This window comes from Micromonospora echinofusca (assembly GCF_900091445.1).
GTDB classification, from domain to species: Bacteria; Actinomycetota; Actinomycetes; order Mycobacteriales; family Micromonosporaceae; genus Micromonospora; species Micromonospora echinofusca.
This window is the reverse complement of the sequence record NZ_LT607733.1, coordinates 2,639,502-2,655,971: the sequence shown is the minus strand read 5'-3', so window position 1 is coordinate 2,655,971 and position 16,470 is coordinate 2,639,502. Positions and strand designations below refer to the sequence as shown.

Sequence of the window (16,470 nt, the reverse complement as noted above, 5' to 3'; positions counted from 1 at the left end):
CGACAAGTTTCCGGAATACTTCCGTAACTCGTCCGAACGCTAGAACCGACCTGCCGTGTCGTCAACCCCCGATCGTGGGGCAAGATGGGCCGATGGAGCGGCCCCGCCGTTCCGGACGTTTTCCGGTGGTGACGGGTACGGTCGGCCTTCCGACCGGTGAAGGAGACGCGGGTGGACGGCGACGACGGGCGCAGGATCACCATCACCGCTATCGCGCGGGAGGCCGGGGTCTCGGTGCCGACCGTGTCGCGGGTGCTCAACGGGCGCTCGGACGTGGCGCCCGACACCCGCGAGCGCGTGGAGGAGCTGCTACGCCACCACGGCTACCAACGCCGGGGCAGCCGCACGGTCAGCCACGCCGGCCTGGTCGACCTGGTCTTCAACGATTTGGACAGCCCCTGGGCGGTGGAGATCATCCGGGGGGTCGAGGACGTGGGGCACGGCGCGGGCGTCGGCACGGTGGTCTCCGCGATACACCGCCAGTCGACCGCCGCCCGGCAGTGGTTGCAGAACCTGCGCGCCCGCGCCACCGACGGCGTCATCTTCGTGACCTCGCACCTGAGCCCGCCGCTGCACGCGCAGCTGCGCCGCCTCAACGTGCCCGTGGTCGTCGTCGACCCGGCCGGCGTGCCCGCCACGGACGTGCCCACCGTCGGGGCCACCAACTGGGCGGGCGGGCTCGCCGCCACCGAGCACCTGCTGTCGCTCGGGCACCGGCGGATCGGCTTCGTCGCCGGGCCGACGCACCTGCTGTGCAGCCGGGCCCGCCTGGACGGGCACCGCGCCGGGCTGGAGGCGGCCGGGGTGCCGGTGGAGGACCGGCTGGTGCACCCGGGCGACTTCTACCACGCCTCGGGCTTCGCCGCCGGGACGGCGCTGCTCGACCTCGACGACCCGCCGACGGCCATCTTCGCCGCCAGCGACCAGATGGCCTTCGGCGTCTACGAGGCCGTCCGGCGGCGCGGGCTGCGGATCCCCGACGACGTCAGCGTCGTGGGCTTCGACGACCTGCCCGAGGCCCGCTGGGCCTCACCGCCGCTGACCACCGTCCGGCAACCGCTGGTGGAGATGGGCCGGCTGGCCGCCCGCACCGTGCTGCGGCTGGCGCAGGGCGAGGGCATCGACTCCCCCCGGGTGGAACTCGCCACCAACCTGGTCGTCCGCGACAGCACGGCCCCACCGCGACTGCCGTGAGGCTCCCCGCCCCTCGACGGCGCTTCCGGTAGCGTTCCGGAAGTTCCGATCACCCACCGCCGGCCCGGAGCACCCGCAGGTCCGGCACGGCCTGCCGCTCCCCCGCCGCCCGGGGCCGGCCGGAGGTTCCGGCAACGGCGCCACGGGCGGCGGGGTCGAGCGGATCCGCGACGCCCGGGGCGCCGTCGACGGCGGGCGGGGAGGTTCAGCGGTGCTGGTGGTGGTGCCGGACCGCGCGCCGGATGTCGACCGGCAGGGCGGGTGCGCCGTCGACCGGCGCGGGATCCTCGACGGTGGGGGCGATCCCGCCGGCGGCGATCCGGTCGAGGGTGGCCAGGCCGGCGGCGTCGATCGAGCCGAAGACCGTGTAGTTGGGGCGCAACGCCGAGTCCGCCTGGACCAGGAAGAACTGGCTGCCGTTGGTGTCGGGGCCCGCGTTGGCCATGGCGAGCGTGCCCCGCGCGTAGAGCCGGCGCACGCCGGTCGGATCGGTCGGCGCCGGCGGCAGGTCGGTGGGCAGCTCGTCGGCGTAGCGGTAGCCCGGCCCGCCGGAGCCGGTGCCGGACGGGTCACCGCACTGGAGCACCCGCAGCGTCGGGTACGCGGTGAGCCGGTGGCAGGAGGTCCGGTCGTAGAAGCGGTGGCGCACCAGGTGCAGGAAGCTCTGCACCGTGCAGGGGGCGGTCTCCCGGTCGAGGGTCAGCCCGATCGGTCCCTGGTTGGTCCGCAGCGTGACCCGCACGGTGCCCCGGTCGGGGGTGCGCCTCGGGTCGGGCGGCAGCGGGACCGGCCGGGCGGCCGGGTCCTCGGGCGTCTCGGTGTAGGCGCACGGGCCGGGGGTCACCCGGGGACCGCTGGCGGCGTCGGCCGGGGACCCGCCGGGCGCGGCGAGCGCGGCGGCGCCGCCACCGGTCACCAGCGCCCCCACGACCAGGGCCACCCCGGCGAGGCGGGACAGCGTACGGGTCGGTCGACGGCGTGCCGCGGTGGGCGGCGCGACGGTCTGCGGTCGGGGTTCGCTCGACACGGGGATCCTCCCTGCACTGATGGCGCCAGAAAGACCGGAGTCTATGGATCCCGTCGTCGGTTGTCGATCCGCAACGCCTCGGGCCGGGTCGACCGGGCGACCCCGACCGCGCGGAGGGGCCCCGCCCTCTACCGGGGCCGCCCCGCGCGGCGACGCCACAGCAGGGCCGCCCCCAGCAGCGCGACGGCCGTCGCCACGGCCACGGCCACGGGCCAGCGCGCGATCAGCCCGTCCTCGAACGGGCCGCTGGCCGCAGCCGGGCGCGGGTCACCGGTGGCGGCAAGCGCGGGCGGCGGGGCGGCCGCCGAGGCGGCGGTCAGCTCCCCCGGCTCGACCAGCCGGCCGACGGCCGAGCCCCGCGGCACCGAGAAGCCCCAGTCGAGCAGGGCGGCCCCCTGCTCCCAGCCCCGCGCGGGCTGCGGCTCGGCGCCGAGCAGGGTCACCACCAGCCGCCGCCCGTTCCGCTGGGCCGCCCCGACGTAGGTGTGCCGGGCCAGGTCCGTGAAGCCGGTCTTGCCGCCGAGCGCGCCCGGGTAGCGGTAGATGAGCTGGTTCTCGTTCTGGATCTCGAAACCCTTGGTGCGCTGCGCCGGCTGGGCGGGGACGCGGTGCGTCTCGGTCAGCGCGTACCGGCGGAACGTCGGGTCGGCGAAGCAGGCCCGGGCGATCAGCGCCAGGTCGTACGCGCTGGTGAACTGGCCTCGCCCGTCGAGGCCGGACGGGGTCACCGCGTGGGTCTGGAGGGCGCCGAGGCGGTGCGCCTCCTCGTTCATCGCCCGTACGCCGCCGGCCATCCCGTCCGCCCCGCCGCCGAGGCGGGCCAGCACGTTCGCCGCCTCGTTGCCGGACTGGAGCAGCAGCCCGAGCCAGACGGTCTCGATCCGGTAGCGCCCGCCGGCGACCAGCCCGACGGCCGAGGAGCCGGGTTCGATGTCCATGTCCTCGTCGGTGACGGTGACGACCTGCCGCGGGTCGAGCCGGGGCAGCATGGTGGCCGCCAGCAGCAGCTTCTGCACGCTGGCCGGGGTGCCGTACTCGTGCGGCCCGCAGCCGCCCAGAACCTCGCCGGTGTCCAGGTCGGCGACCAGCCACGAGATCGCGGTGACCGCCGGCGGGCGCGCGGCCCCCGGCGGGACGACCAGGCCGGCGGTGTCCAGCGCCGGGCCGCCGACGGCCCGCTCACTCGGCACGGCCGGCGGCGGCGACGGACGGGGTGGCCGGGACACCCGGGGCGCGGGCGCCTTCGGACAGGGCGCGGGCGGGACGACGCCGGACGCGGGCACGCCGGACGCGGCGGCACCGCCAGTCGCCGGCACGAAAGCGCGCGCCACCGGCACCGGGGCGGGCGCGGCCGGCACCGGGGCGGCGGGACCGGCCGCCGCGGGAACGGGCACGCCGGTGCCGAGGAGGACGGCGGTCGCCGTGGCCACCAGCAGCCGAACCTTCATGCCCCGCACCCTAGTCGGCCCGGTTCGCGGTCCGGGCCGGGTTCCCCAGGCCCGGGGGTCGCCGGCGCCCGGAGGCCCGCCGGCGCACGCCGCCGAACGGTGGCGGCGCGGGCCACGGCGACTTCGGGACCATCGGCCCTGCCGCCCGGCGGCACCGCGACGGAAGCTGGGGACTGAAAGTGGTAGACGATCTTCCGGTTTGCGAGATGATCCGCCGTACCGGCGGCCCGCCGCGCGGCCCGGACGACACCGACGAAGGGACGACCATGGAAGCCCTCTCGCTGACCCGCCTCGCCGACGAGCAGCTCGCCGCCGCGCGGGAGGCCGACAGCGGACGCAGCGCCCGTTCCCTGCACCACGGGCGGGACCGCCGGCTGCGGCAGACCCTGCTGGCCCTGCGCGGTGGCCGCTCCCTCGACGAGCACGACAGCCCGGGCGAGGCGACGTTGCAGGTGCTCGCGGGGCGGGTGCGCCTGGTGGCCGGGGACGAGGCCTGGGAGGGCGACGCCGGCGACCTCGTGGTCATCCCGCCGCTGCGGCACGCGCTGCACGCCGTCACGGACGCCGCCGTCCTGCTCACCGTGACGCCGCGGCCGTGACCACCGTCCCGGCCCACCGCCGCCCGGTCGCCGGCCCGGCCGGGCGGACCACGGCCGGCGCCACCGGCCACGCGCCGGGCCGGGGCAGGTCGCCGGGGTGGATGCCGCCGCAGCACGGCGCGTGGGCGATGCTGCTGCTGCCCGTCCTCGCGGCGCTAGCCGTCACCGGTCCGCACCCGCTGCACCTGCCCCTGCTCGGCGCCGCGCTCGCGGCGTACCCGCTGTCGTACTTCGGGTTGCAGGCGGTCAAGACCGGGCGGTTCCGCCGCGTCCGCCCGCAGCTCGTCGGGTACGGCCTCGCCACGGTCGCGCTGGCCGTGCCGGTGCTGGTGGCCCGGCCCGCGACGCTCGCCTACGCGCCTCTCTACGCGGCCCTCGCCGCCGTCAACGCCGGCCACGCCCGCCGGCGCCGGGACCGGGCGTTCGTCAACGACCTCGCCTTCGTGCTCCAGTGCGGGTTGCTCGGTCTCGTCGTCGCCACGGTCGCCGAGGTGCCGTGGACGCGCGTGGTCGGGGTGACGGTCGTGGCGCTGGGCTACCTGGTCGGCACCGTCCTGTACGTCAAGACGATGATCCGGGAACGGGACAGCGTCCGGTACCGGTGGGCTTCGTGGGCCTACCACGCCGTGGCCGCGCTCGCCGCGGTGCTCTGGGCGTCGGTGCCGGTCGCCGTCGTCTTCGCGCTGCTGCTCGCCCGGGCGGTCCTGCTCGCCGGACGCCGTGTCGCTCCGGTGCGGGTGGGGCTGGTCGAGACGGCGTGTGCCCTGCTGGTGCTGGCCGCGGTGGCGCTCTGACCGGCCGGCGCGACGCCGGCGCCGGGCCGCCGGCCCCGCGGTGGCCGAGATACCTTCAGGGCACCTCTGTTCGGTCGGACATGGACGGTGTCGGCATGCGTTTCCTCTTCCTGCTGGGCAGCTCACGCTCCGGCGGCAACACCGAACTCCTGGCCCGGCGCGCCGCGGCCGCGCTGCCGGCCGGGACCGAGCAGCACTGGCTGCGCCTGGCGGACCATCCCCTGGCGCCCTTCCGCGACATCCGCCACGACGAGCAGCGCTACGCGCAGCCGACCGGCAACGAGGCGCTGCTGCTGACCGAGACGCTCGCCGCGACCGACCTGGTGGTCGCCTCCCCGCTCTACTGGTACAGCGTCAGCGCCGCCACCAAGCTCTACCTCGACCACTGGTCGGGCTGGCTGCGGGTGCCCGGCGTCGACTTCCGCCAGCGCATGCGGGGCCGCCGGATGTGGGCGGTCAGCGCCCTCAACGACGAGGACCCGGCCACGGCGGAACCGCTGGTGACCACCCTGCAGCGAAGCGCCGACTACCTCGGCATGCGGTGGGGCGGCGTGCTGCTCGGCCACGCCAACCGGCCCGGCGACGTGCTCCGCGACGCCGCCGCGCTGCGCGCCGCCGACACCTTCTTCGCGCCGCCCTCCGAGGGAGGCGAACAGGACGGGCGCCTCGCGCAGCCCGCCTCCCACTGACGCCCCGACCTCGACGTCGCGGCGCGTGAGCTGCGCCGGGTGCTCCGGCCGGGCGCCCCCGTGCTGATCCGCTCGCCGTTCCCCCGGCCGGCACCGGCGGATCACGCTGTTCCGCTGGTTCCCCGAGGCCGTACGGGTCCTCGAGACCTACCCCGACCTGGCGCGGGTACGCGCGGCGTTCGCCGCGGCCGGGTTCACCGTCAGCACGGTCGAGCCCGTCGCGCAGACCACGGCGGCGTCGCTGGCCGAGTTCGCCGAGCGTCTCGACCGCCGGGCCCACACCCCGCTCCAGTTGATCACCGACGAGGAGTACACCGCCGGCCTGGCCCGGCTGCGGGCCGCCGCCGATACGGTCACCGGCCCGGTCGTCGACCACCTCGACCTGCTGGTGCTGCGCTGAGTCACCCCGGCGGGGCCGGGTCGAGGTGGCGCAGGTAGTCGTGCAACGTCGCCGAGGCGCGCAGCCGGCGCAGGCTGCGCCGGTGCAGCTCCTGCTCCCGCTTGGCCAGCTCCGCGCGGACCCGCTGGGCGCTGCCGGTGGTGCGCATCTCGTCGAGCACGGCCGCCACGATGTCGAACGGGTACGCCCCCCGGCGCAGCAGCGCGACGACCTGCGCGGCGCGCACCTCGGCCGCGTCGTACACCCGGTAGCCGGTGCCGCGCTCGCGGACCGGACGCACCAGGCCGCGCTGCTCCCACAGCCGTAGCTGCGAGGTGCGGACGCCGACCAGGTCGGCGACCTCGCCGATGCGGGCGCCGCGCCGGGGCGCCGGCAGGACGGCGGCCGGGCTGGCCACCACGGTCTCGAACGCGCCGAGCACCCGCCGGATGTCGGCCCGCTCGCGGTCCAGCTCGGCGTGGCCGGCGTCGAGCGCCGCCAGCGCCGCCGCCAGGTCGCCCTGGTGCACCGCGACCATGACCTCCCGGGTACGTGCCCAGCCGTGCCCCTCGGCCATCCGCCGCACCACCGCGAGCGCCCGCACGTGCTCGTCGGTGAAGACGCGGTAGCCGGCGGGGGTGCGCTCGACCGGCGGCAGCACGCCGAGGTCCACGTAGTTGCGGACTTGCTGCACGGAGATGCCGGCGGTCTCCGCCACCTGCGCTCCCCGCCACCGCCGCCCCGGATCCACCACGCGGGCCACCCTACCGGTCTCCACGTGGTTTGAGACTTCACCCCCTGATTCGGACGCCTAGCGCTGGTGATCGACGTAAAACCCTCCACAGGAGCTTCAATGAGACGATTGAAGGCGGCCTGGCCCCCGGTAGATGTAGTCCGGGCGGAACTCCGCCCACGATCTCGCGAAGGGTTCGCATGCAGCAGCCAGCACGGTCCGCCGCCGACAGCCACGACATGATCGAGGTACGCGGCGCCCGGGAGAACAACCTCGCCTCCGTCTCGGTCGACATTCCCAAGCGCCGGCTGACCGTCTTCACCGGGGTCTCCGGCTCCGGCAAGTCCTCCCTGGTCTTCGGGACCATCGCCGCCGAGTCGCAGCGCATGATCAACGAGACCTACAGCGCCTTCCTCCAGTCGTTCATGCCGAACCTGAGCCGCCCCGACGTCGACTCGCTGCGCAACCTGAGCGCGGCCATCGTCGTGGACCAGGAGCGGATGGGCGCCAACTCGCGCTCCACCGTCGGCACCGCCACCGACGCGTACGCGATGCTGCGCATCGTCTTCAGCCGGCTCGGCAGCCCGCACGTGGGTGGGGCCGGGGCGTTCAGCTTCAATCTCGCCGAAGGCATGTGCCCGACCTGCGAGGGCCTCGGGCGGGTCTCCGACCTCGACGTCGACGAACTGGTCGACCGCGAGCGCTCGCTCAACGACGGGGCGATCAAGGTGCCCAACTTCGCCGTCGACTCGTGGTACTGGCAGACCATCGTCCACTCCGGGCTGTTCGACCCCGACACGAAACTGCAGGACTACACGCCGCAGCAGTGGGAGGACTTCCTCCACAAGCCGTCCACGAAGATCAAGGTGGGCAGCAACAACTGGACGTACGAGGGTCTGGCAGTCAAGGTGCGCCGGCTCTACCTGGCCAAGGACCGCGAGTCGATGCAGGCGCACATCCGGGCGTTCGTCGACCGGGCGGTCACCTTCACCACCTGCGCCGACTGCGGCGGTGCCCGGCTCAACCAGGCGGCGCTCTCCTCCCGGATCGCGGGGCGCAACATCGCGGAGTGCTCGGCGATGCAGATCAGCGACCTGGCCGGGTTCGTACGCGCGATCGACGACCCGTCGGTCGCCCCGCTGGTCGGCAACCTGCGCGACCTGCTCGACTCGCTGGTCGAGATCGGTCTGGGCTACCTCAGCCTGGACCGCGAGTCCGCCACCCTCTCCGGCGGCGAGGCGCAGCGGGTGAAGATGGTCCGGCACCTCGGCTCCAGCCTCTCCGACGTCACGTACGTCTTCGACGAACCGACCGTCGGCCTGCACCCGCACGACATCGCCCGGATGAACGACCTGCTGCTGCGCCTGCGCGACAAGGGCACCACGGTGCTGGTCGTGGAGCACAAGCCCGAGACGATCGCCATCGCCGACCACGTGGTCGACCTCGGTCCCGGGGCCGGCGCGGCGGGCGGCCGGATCTGCTTCACCGGCGACGTCGCCGGCCTGCGCCGCTCCGCCACCCTCACCGGGCGGCACCTCGACCACCGGGTACGCCTGCGCGAGCATGTGCGCCGGCCGTCCGGCCGGCTGCCGATCCGCAACGCCGACCTGCACAACCTGCGCGCCGTCGACGTCGACATCCCGCTCGGCGTGCTGACCGTGGTGACCGGGGTGGCCGGCTCCGGCAAGAGCTCACTCATCCACGGCTCGCTGCACCGCCGCGAGGGCGTGGTGGTCGTCGACCAGTCGCCGATCCGGGGTTCCCGGCGCAGCAACCCGGCCACCTACACGGGACTGCTGGACCCGGTCCGCACCGCCTTCGCGAAGGCCAACGGCGTCAAGGCCGCGCTGTTCAGCGCCAACTCGGAGGGCGCCTGTCCCACCTGCAAGGGCATCGGCCTCGTCTACACCGACCTGGCGATGATGGCCGGGGTCGCCTCGGTCTGCGAGCGGTGCGAGGGGCGGCGCTTCACCGACGAGGTGCTCACCTACCGGCTGCGCGGGAAGAACATCAGTGAGGTGCTCGGGATGTCGGCCACCGAGGCGCGGGACTTCTTCCCCAGCGGCCCGGCCCGGGTGATCCTCGACCGGCTGGTCGACGTCGGGCTGAGCTATCTGACCCTCGGGCAGCCGCTCAACACGCTCTCCGGGGGCGAGCGGCAGCGGCTCAAGCTGGCCATCCGCATGGCCGACAGCGGAAGCACGTACGTGCTGGACGAGCCGACCACCGGGCTGCACCTGGCCGACGTGGACCAGTTGCTCGCCCTGCTGGACCGGCTGGTCGACGCCGGCAACACCGTCGTGGTCATCGAGCACCACCAGGCGGTCATGGCGCACGCCGACTGGCTGATCGACCTCGGGCCGGGGGCGGGGCACGACGGCGGCCGGATCGTCTTCACCGGCACGCCGGCCGAACTGGTGGCCCACGGCGACACCCTGACCGCACGGCACCTGCGCGAGTACGTGGCCGTCTGAGCCGCCGGGCCGCGCGGTCGGAGCGGGCGGCGGCCGTGCCACCCTCGGGCGGGTGGCGGGGCGTCAGGTGAGGCGGCGCAGCCAGCGACGCTGCCAGGGCGTCTCCACGGCCCGCGGCCGGTAGGTGGCGCGTACCCAGTCCACCGCCCGCTCCGGCGGCAGCCCGTCGAGGACCGCCAGCGCCGCCAGCGCCGTGCCCGTGCGCCCCGTACCGCCCCGGCAGGCCACCTCCACCCGCTCGCCGGCGTGGGCGCGGCGCAGGGCCTCGCTCAGCGCGTCGATCGCGTCCGCCCGGTCGACCGGGACCCAGAAGTCGGGCCACCGGATCCGCCGGTGCGGCCAGGCGGGCACCGGCCCGGGCGCCAGCAGCAGGGCGAAGTCGGCGGGCGACGCCGCGTCCGCGACCCGCCGCCCTCGCACCCGCGCCCCGCTCGGCAGTACGACGACCCCCGCCTGCTCGCCCCACACCTGCCCGTCACGCATCCCCCCATCCTTCCGTCCACCCCGCTCCCCCCGATGCCCCGCCACGCCCGCCCGCCCCGCTCCCCCGCTCGTCCACATCGATCATGAGGTTAGCGGCGATGTCGATCTCCGCTGGTGCCGCCAACCTCATGATCACCGGGTTGAGGAACGGGCGGGAGAGGGCGGGTCAGCTGTGGGTGGAGGGGGTGGGTGGAGGTTGGGTTCGGGGGCGGGCGCGTAGGTGGGCGCGTTCGCCCTGCCTGCCGAAGAGGCTGAGGAACTCCACCGGCTCGGCGTCGGCCGCCCCGAACCAGTGGGGTACGCGGGTGTCGAACTCCGCCGCCTCCCCCGGCGTGAGCACGAGGTCCTGGTCACCGAGGACGACCCGCAGCCGCCCGTTGAGCACGTAGAGCCACTCGTAGCCCTCGTGGGTCTGCGGATCCGGCTCGGCCCGGCGGCTCCCGCCCGGGATCACGAGCTTGTACGCCTGGATGCCGCCGGGCCGGCGGGTCAGCGGCAGCATGGTCATCCCATGGCGGGTGACCGGGCGCAGGTGGATGCGCGGGTCTCCGGTGGAGGGGGCGTCGACGAGTTCGTCGAGCGTGACGCCGTGCGCCCTGGCCAGCGGGAGCAGCAGTTCGAGGGTGGGCCGGCGGACACCGGACTCCAGCCGGGACAGCGTGCTCACCGAGATGCCGGTCGCCGCCGACAGGTCGGCGAGGGTGGTCTCCCGCTGCCGGCGCAGCGCGCGCAGCCGGGGTCCGACCGCGCCGAGCGTCTGGTCCAGTTCGTCGTCCATGCCGCCATATTGCCACTTCGGCAACAACGTTTGCCACCCTGCTCGTCGCGACCGCACTGTGGTCGCGGGAGGTGGTCACGGTGACCGATCGGCTGGACAGCGGCTACGACGTGGTGGTGATCGGAGGTGGCGCCGCGGGATTGAGCGGGGCGCTGACCCTGGCCCGGGCGCGGCGGTCGGTGGTGGTGATCGACGCGGGGGCTCCCCGCAACGCCCCGGCCGAGGGGGTGCACGGGCTGCTGGCCCGGGAGGGGATCCCGCCGGCCGAGCTGTTGGAACGCGGCCGGGCGGAGGTACGCGGCTACGGCGGCCGGGTGGTGACCGGCGAGGTCGAGGCGGTGACCCGCGACGACGGCGGGTTCACGGTCACCCTGGGCGACGGTCGGACGACGCGGGCGCGGCGGCTGCTGGTGGCCACCGGGCTGGTGGACGAACTGCCGGACGTCCCGGGGCTGCGGGAGCGCTGGGGCAGGGACGTGCTGCACTGCCCGTACTGCCACGGCTGGGAGGTCCGCGACCGGGCGATCGGGGTGCTGGCCGGCGGGCCGCTCTCGGTGCACCAGGCGCTGCTGTTCCGGCAGTTGAGCGCCGACGTCACGTACTTCCGGCACACCACGGCGCTCTCCGACGAGCAGGCGGAGCAGCTGGCGGCCCGGGAGATCCGCGTGGTGGACGGCGAGGTCGCGTCCCTGGAGGTCGTCGGGGACCGCCTCGTGGGCGTACGGCTGGGCGACGGCGCGGTCGTCGACCGCGACGCGCTGGCCGTCTCGTCGCGGATGGTGGCGCGCGCGGGTTTCCTCGCGGCCCTCGGGCTCGCGGCGGCGGAACACCCGGCGGGGGCAGGCGAGCACGTCCCCGCCGACCCGACGGGCCGCACCGACGTGCCCGGCGTGTGGGTGGCGGGCAACGTCACCGACCCCGCCGCCCAGGTCGGTGCCGCCGCGGCGGCCGGCGTGGTCGCCGCGGCCCAGATCAACGCCGACCTCGTCGCCGAGGAGACCCGCCGGGCGGTGGCCGCCCGCCGCGACCCCTTCTCCGCGCGCTCGGAGGCGGCGCTCTGCGAACGGGTGGTGGGCGACCGGCGCCACGGCCTGTGACGTCACGGCAGGCCGACGGCGGGGCGCTCAGGCGGGCGGCGGGCGTCCATCCGACCAGTGAACCGGACGCCGGTCGCGGTCCGTATCGCGGGACGGTTGGCGGGTAACCGGGGGTGGGTGGTAGCAACGGGGACTACCACCGCAAGCGAAGGGACGTGTCGTATGCCGGAGACCGTGGAGACGGTGTTCACCAGCGTGGTCGCCCGCAATCCGGGTGAGCCGGAGTTCCACCAGGCGGTACGCGAGGTGCTGGAGAGCATCGGCCCGGCGCTGGCCCGGCACCCCGAGTACGCCGAGGCGCAGATCATCGAACGGATCTGCGAGCCGGAGCGGCAGGTCATCTTCCGCGTGCCGTGGGAGGACGACCGCGGCCGGATCCAGGTCAACCGGGGCTTCCGGGTGGAGTTCAACAGCGCCCTCGGCCCGTTCAAGGGCGGGCTGCGCTTCCACCCGTCGGTCTACCTCGGGATCGTGAAGTTCCTCGGCTTCGAGCAGATCTTCAAGAACGCGTTGACCGGGCTGTCGATCGGCGGCGGCAAGGGCGGCGCGGACTTCGACCCGAAGGGGCGCTCGGACCGGGAGGTCATGCGGTTCTGCCAGAGCTTCATGACCGAGCTGTACCGGCACATCGGCGCGGAGACCGACGTGCCGGCCGGGGACATCGGCGTGGGCGGCCGGGAGATCGGCTACCTGTTCGGCCAGTACAAGCGGATCACCAACCGGTACGAGTCGGGGGTGCTCACCGGCAAGGGCCTGGCGTACGGGGGCGCGCAGGTGCGCCGGGAGGCGACCGGCTACGGGGCGGTCTTCTTCGCCGACGAGATGCTGCGGCAGGCCGGCGACAGCCTGGACGGCAAGCGGGTGGTGGTCTCCGGATCCGGCAACGTGGCGATCTACGCGATCGAGAAGGTGCACCAGCTCGGCGGGCGGGTGGTCGCCTGCTCCGACTCGTCCGGCTACGTCCTGGACGACAAGGGCATCGACCTGGAGCTGCTGCGGGAGCTCAAGGAGCAGCGCCGGGCCCGGCTCGACGACTACGCCCGGCACGTGCCGCACGCGGTGGCGGTCTCCGGTCGTACGGTCTGGGAGGTGCCCTGCGAGCTGGCGCTGCCGTGCGCGACGCAGAACGAGATCGGCGGCGCGGAGGCCGCGGCGCTCGTGGCCGGCGGCTGCGTCGCGGTGGTGGAGGGCGCGAACATGCCCACCACGCCGGAGGCGGTACGCATCCTCGGCCGGGCCGGCGTGCGGTTCGCGCCGGGCAAGGCGGCCAACGCCGGCGGCGTGGCGGTGAGCGCGTTGGAGATGCAGCAGAACGCCAGCCGCGACTCGTGGACGTTCGCCGAGTCGGAGCAGCGGCTGCGCGGGATCATGCGCGACATCCACGACCGCTGCTGGAGCACCGCCGAGGAGTACGGGCTGCCCGGCGACTACGTGGCCGGGGCCAACATCGACGGGTTCCGCCGGGTGGCGGAGGCGATGCTGGCCCACGGCCTGATCTGACCGACGACCGGTCCGTCGCGCCGGCGCCGGGGCGGGGCGGTGCGCGTCGCCCCGCCCCGGCGCCGGCGGCTCAGAAGCTGCTGACCAGCTTCACGAACGCCTCGTCGATCATGGCGGGATCGGTGGCGTCGAACGCCTTGCCGGACGACGCCTTGGCGATCCGGTCCAGCGTCGCGAAGTCCGAATCCCCGTCGAAGGCGATGCAGAAGACCTTCACGGGGCGCCGCGGGTCCAGGGTGACGTCGGCGAGCAGCCGGGCCAGGTCGTTGTCCCGGGCGTACTCGTTCTTGCCGTCGGTCAGCACGACGACGGCGTTGATCCGCTGCGGGTCGTACCGCTCGAGGACCTGCTTGTGGGCGGCCCGGACGGTCGCGTAGAGCGCGGTGTCGCCCGCGACGTGCAGGCCGGCGATCCGGCTGTTGATGCGCTTCTGGTCGAAGTCGCCGAGCCGGACCTCCTCCCGGTACGGGCCGTCGGGCCGCTTCGACGTCTCCGAGGAGAACGACCAGAGCCCGACCCGGTCCTCGGAGTTGAGCAGCGCGAGACCCTTGGCCGCCGCCGCCGAGGCGACCTGGAAGCGCGTGCGGTCGCCGACCGGGGCCTGCATCGACCCGGAGGTGTCCAGCGCGATCAGGATGTTGGCCTTCTTACGCAGCGTGCTCCAGCCGTCCAGCATCGTCTCGACCACCGCCGGGTTCGGCGGCGCGAAGTAGGTCAGCCCGCCGGCGGGCTCGGCGCCGACGCTGGCGAGCAGCTCCACCGAGGCTTGACGCTCGTGGTCGCGGAAGCCGAGGCGGGCGAAGCTCGCCTGCTGGTCGTCCTCGGTCAGGAAGGCCAGGAAGTCGTCCGCGGCCACGCGCTGCCGCTCGTCGGCGGAGGGGAGCACCACGAACGGGTGGTCGAGGTTGAAGGTGCCCTCCTCCGGGTGCACGGCGACCAACGGCACCTTCGGCCGGGGGCCGCGTTCCTGGCCCTCCTGCCGCGGGCTCAGTCCTCCCTCGTTGTAGAGGTGGACCAGCTCCTCCTGCATGACGATGGCGCTCATGTCGCCAGCGCCGGCGCCGGCCAGGTCGGCCTCGGCGAGGTCGCGGAGCAGCTCCACCGAGTCGTCGCTGTAGTGCGACACGTTGGCCTCGATCTGCCGGACGAACCGGGTCACCTCCGGATCCGCCAGGTCCGACGTGGTCAGGTCGCTGGAGCGCTTCGCGGCGGCGTAGTAGGTGGCGATGGTCGCCGCCAGACCCGAGGTGGAGAGGTTCGGGTTGTCCTTGCCGAAGGTGAACCGGCCCCACTCCGGCCTGCCGAAACCCGCCCAGCCCTGCCGCCCGGAGAGGCCGAGGATCTCCCCCCAGCCCAGCGGCCCGCGCTGGCGTACCAGCTCGCCCTTGGGTTGGGGCATCGCGATGACCAGCGGGCTGTTGGCGATCGACGGGTAGCGGTCCGGGGTCTGTGGCGTTCGCCCCGCGGCCTCGTCGAGCAGCCGGAGCTGGCCCGTCCACAGGCTCGACGTCGGCAACCAGACCTGCGGCTGCGGCAGGCCGGTGCCGCTCCAGCCGGCGGCCAGCACCTCGGTGGCCCGGCCCGAGTTCAGGGCGCTGACGTGCACCTGGGCGCAGCCGCCGCCGTCGAGCGACCGGTCGCTGTCGTTGTACCGCTTCGCCAGCTCGACCAGCAGCGCCGCCTTCTCCGTCGAGGAGTTGACGTCCAGGCGGACGGCGCAGTCGGCCCGGGGCCGGTCGCTGCCCGCGTCCCGCTGCCGTACGAGCACGAACGCCCCGACGATGACCAGCAGCCCGGCGGTGACGGCCGCTGTGTACGGCAACCACTGTCGTGCGCGCGGCGGGGCTGGGGCCATGGGACGTCCTCCTCGCGGGTCGACTGACGGCAGTCAACCTATCGGGGCGGTGCCACGAACGGCGGCGGGCCCGGCGCCCCTCGGTCAGGGGCGCTCGCCCCGCTCGCCGAGCGCCACCGCGACCAGCAGCCGGACCACGTACACCACGCCGAAGGCGCTAGCCCCGGTGGCCGCGGCCACGCCCACCCCGCTCGACGCGACGTAGCCGGCGGCGGCGCCGACCGAGCCGAGGAAGATCGCGGTCGAGATGCCCCAGGCGTCGACCGACTCCCGGCGCAGCCGCTGCCCCCAGCCGCCGCCCGCCTGGTCGGCGGGGGCGGGATCCGCAGACCGGCTCTGCGCACGTTGCGTCGGTTCCGGCCGGGCCACCGGTGCCGTACCGACTCGGGTCGGCGACGTCGGTTCCGGCGGTGCCGGCGGTGCGTCCGACGCGGGACGGGGCAACGGCAGCCGCTGGTTCGGCGTCGGCGCGCCGGCGGTCTCGTTGCCCAGGCGGAGCACGCTCTCGTGACGCAGCGGGCCGGGCGCCGCGACGTCCTGCCCGAGCAGCCGCATCAGCACCTGCTCGGCCTCCGGCCGGTCCGCCGGGTCCTTGGCGAGGCACTGCCGGATCAGCTCGTCGAGGCCCGGTGGCAGGGGCGGCAGGTCGGGCGGGTCGTTCAACACCCGGTGCATCACCGCGAAGAGCGAGTCGGTGCCGAACGGCGGGCGGCCCCCCGCGGCGAAGGCGATGGTGGCGGCCCAGGCGAAGACGTCGCAGGGCGGCCCGACCGAGTCGTCGTTGCGGAACCGCTCCGGAGCCATGTACGCGGTGGTCCCCAGCACCCGGCTGGTCACCGTCTCGGTGACGCCCAGCGCGCGGGCGATGCCGAAGTCGATCACCCGGGGGCCGTCCCGGCCGAGCACGACGTTGTCGGGCTTCAGGTCGCAGTGCACGACGTCGCAGCGGTGGATCGCGGCGAGCGCGGTGGCGGTGCCGACCGCCAGGCGGTGCAGCGCGTTGCCGGTGACCGGGCCGTGCTCGCGTACGTGCCGGTGCAGCGTGGGACCCTCGATGAACTCGCTGACCACGTACGGTCGTTCGCCGTCGACGTCGGCGAAGAGCACCTGCGCGGTGCAGAACGGCACGACGCGGCGCGCCGCCGCGATCTCCTTCATGAACTGCGAACGCGCCCGGGGATCGCTCAGGTCGATGTTGATCATCTTGACCGCCACCCGGTGGCCCTGCTCGTCCTCGCCGAGGTAGACCACTCCCTGCCCGCCCGAGCCGAGCCGGCCGACCAGCCGGTAGGGACCGGCGGCGCTCGGGTCGTGCGTCCACAGTGGCACCAGCCCCGGCACCGGCGCGCCGGCCAGTCCTGTCATTCCGACTCCATCAGATGTCGTGTCCCGCCCACCCGGCGGGCAGGACACGGTCATG

At 74.6% G+C, this 16,470-nt stretch carries 14 protein-coding genes and 1 pseudogene; 8 read left to right on the top strand and 7 right to left on the bottom strand.

Annotated elements, in window-relative coordinates; genetic code table 11:
* Positions 1 to 171 precede the first annotated feature (171 nt).
* Positions 172 to 1,194, top strand: a complete 1,023-nt coding sequence (locus GA0070610_RS11755) for a LacI family DNA-binding transcriptional regulator (protein ID WP_089000066.1) — start codon at positions 172 to 174, stop codon at positions 1,192 to 1,194.
* A gap of 205 nt (positions 1,195 to 1,399) precedes the next feature.
* Here GA0070610_RS11755 and GA0070610_RS11750 read toward each other — a convergent pair whose 3' ends face one another.
* Together GA0070610_RS11750 and GA0070610_RS11745 are read right to left on the bottom strand one after the other, a co-directional pair.
* The gene (locus GA0070610_RS11750; RefSeq protein WP_231926078.1) at positions 1,400 to 2,221 is read right to left on the bottom strand and encodes a peptidylprolyl isomerase; all 822 of its coding nucleotides are present in this window, start codon (positions 2,219 to 2,221) and stop codon (positions 1,400 to 1,402) included.
* Positions 2,222 to 2,349: 128 nt separating this feature from the next.
* Entirely contained in the window at positions 2,350 to 3,669 is a 1,320-nt protein-coding gene (locus GA0070610_RS11745; protein WP_089000065.1) for a D-alanyl-D-alanine carboxypeptidase family protein, read from the bottom strand.
* Positions 3,670 to 3,875: 206 nt separating this feature from the next.
* Here GA0070610_RS11745 and GA0070610_RS11740 point away from each other — a divergent pair, with 206 nt between their 5' ends.
* From GA0070610_RS11740 to GA0070610_RS11725, 4 genes and pseudogenes are all read left to right on the top strand, one after another.
* Positions 3,876 to 4,268, top strand: a complete 393-nt coding sequence (locus tag GA0070610_RS11740; protein WP_231926077.1) for a cupin domain-containing protein — start codon at positions 3,876 to 3,878, stop codon at positions 4,266 to 4,268.
* Positions 4,265 to 5,062, top strand: a complete 798-nt coding sequence (locus GA0070610_RS11735) for a YwiC-like family protein (protein WP_231926075.1) — start codon at positions 4,265 to 4,267, stop codon at positions 5,060 to 5,062. Before GA0070610_RS11740 ends, GA0070610_RS11735 begins: the two co-directional genes overlap by 4 nt.
* A 95-nt stretch (positions 5,063 to 5,157) precedes the next feature.
* Positions 5,158 to 5,751: a flavodoxin family protein gene (locus GA0070610_RS11730; RefSeq protein ID WP_197697829.1), complete on the top strand. Its 594-nt coding sequence runs from the start codon at positions 5,158 to 5,160 to the stop codon at positions 5,749 to 5,751.
* 3 nt (positions 5,752 to 5,754) lie between these two features.
* Positions 5,755 to 6,151, top strand: a pseudogene (locus GA0070610_RS11725) (SAM-dependent methyltransferase); the annotation flags it as partial.
* Position 6,152: 1 nt separating this feature from the next.
* Here GA0070610_RS11725 and GA0070610_RS11720 read toward each other — a convergent pair.
* Positions 6,153 to 6,848: a MerR family transcriptional regulator gene (locus GA0070610_RS11720; RefSeq protein ID WP_197697828.1), complete on the bottom strand. Its 696-nt coding sequence runs from the start codon at positions 6,846 to 6,848 to the stop codon at positions 6,153 to 6,155.
* Positions 6,849 to 7,063: 215 nt separating this feature from the next.
* Between GA0070610_RS11720 and GA0070610_RS11715 the strand changes: the two genes are divergently transcribed.
* The gene (locus GA0070610_RS11715) at positions 7,064 to 9,337 is read left to right on the top strand and encodes an ATP-binding cassette domain-containing protein (RefSeq protein ID WP_089000063.1); all 2,274 of its coding nucleotides are present in this window, start codon (positions 7,064 to 7,066) and stop codon (positions 9,335 to 9,337) included.
* A 63-nt stretch (positions 9,338 to 9,400) separates the two neighbouring features.
* On the opposite strand, the gene GA0070610_RS11710 is transcribed toward GA0070610_RS11715, so the two are convergent.
* Together GA0070610_RS11710 and GA0070610_RS11705 are read right to left on the bottom strand one after the other, a co-directional pair.
* A complete protein-coding gene (locus GA0070610_RS11710) occupies positions 9,401 to 9,820 on the bottom strand; it encodes a protein-tyrosine phosphatase family protein (RefSeq protein WP_089000062.1) in 420 nt (139 codons plus the stop codon).
* A 166-nt stretch (positions 9,821 to 9,986) separates the two neighbouring features.
* Positions 9,987 to 10,598, bottom strand: a complete 612-nt coding sequence (locus GA0070610_RS11705; RefSeq protein ID WP_089000061.1) for a helix-turn-helix domain-containing protein — start codon at positions 10,596 to 10,598, stop codon at positions 9,987 to 9,989.
* Between the two features lie 80 nt (positions 10,599 to 10,678).
* Here GA0070610_RS11705 and GA0070610_RS11700 point away from each other — a divergent pair, with 80 nt between their 5' ends.
* On the top strand, positions 10,679 to 11,695 hold the full coding sequence (locus GA0070610_RS11700; RefSeq protein ID WP_089003429.1) for an NAD(P)/FAD-dependent oxidoreductase: 1,017 nt from the start codon (positions 10,679 to 10,681) through the stop codon (positions 11,693 to 11,695).
* Between the two features lie 162 nt (positions 11,696 to 11,857).
* Positions 11,858 to 13,195 carry an NADP-specific glutamate dehydrogenase gene (gdhA, locus tag GA0070610_RS11695; RefSeq protein ID WP_089000060.1) on the top strand — a complete coding sequence of 446 codons (1,338 nt, stop codon included), beginning with the start codon at positions 11,858 to 11,860 and terminating at the stop codon, positions 13,193 to 13,195.
* Positions 13,196 to 13,265: 70 nt separating this feature from the next.
* Here the strand turns inward: gdhA and GA0070610_RS11690 are convergent, their stop codons facing one another.
* Together GA0070610_RS11690 and GA0070610_RS11685 are read right to left on the bottom strand one after the other, a co-directional pair.
* Positions 13,266 to 15,017 carry a vWA domain-containing protein gene (locus GA0070610_RS11690; RefSeq protein ID WP_231926073.1) on the bottom strand — a complete coding sequence of 584 codons (1,752 nt, stop codon included), beginning with the start codon at positions 15,015 to 15,017 and terminating at the stop codon, positions 13,266 to 13,268.
* Positions 15,018 to 15,134: 117 nt separating this feature from the next.
* Positions 15,135 to 16,415 carry a serine/threonine-protein kinase gene (locus tag GA0070610_RS11685; protein WP_157747122.1) on the bottom strand — a complete coding sequence of 427 codons (1,281 nt, stop codon included), beginning with the start codon at positions 16,413 to 16,415 and terminating at the stop codon, positions 15,135 to 15,137.
* Positions 16,416 to 16,470 lie beyond the last annotated feature (55 nt).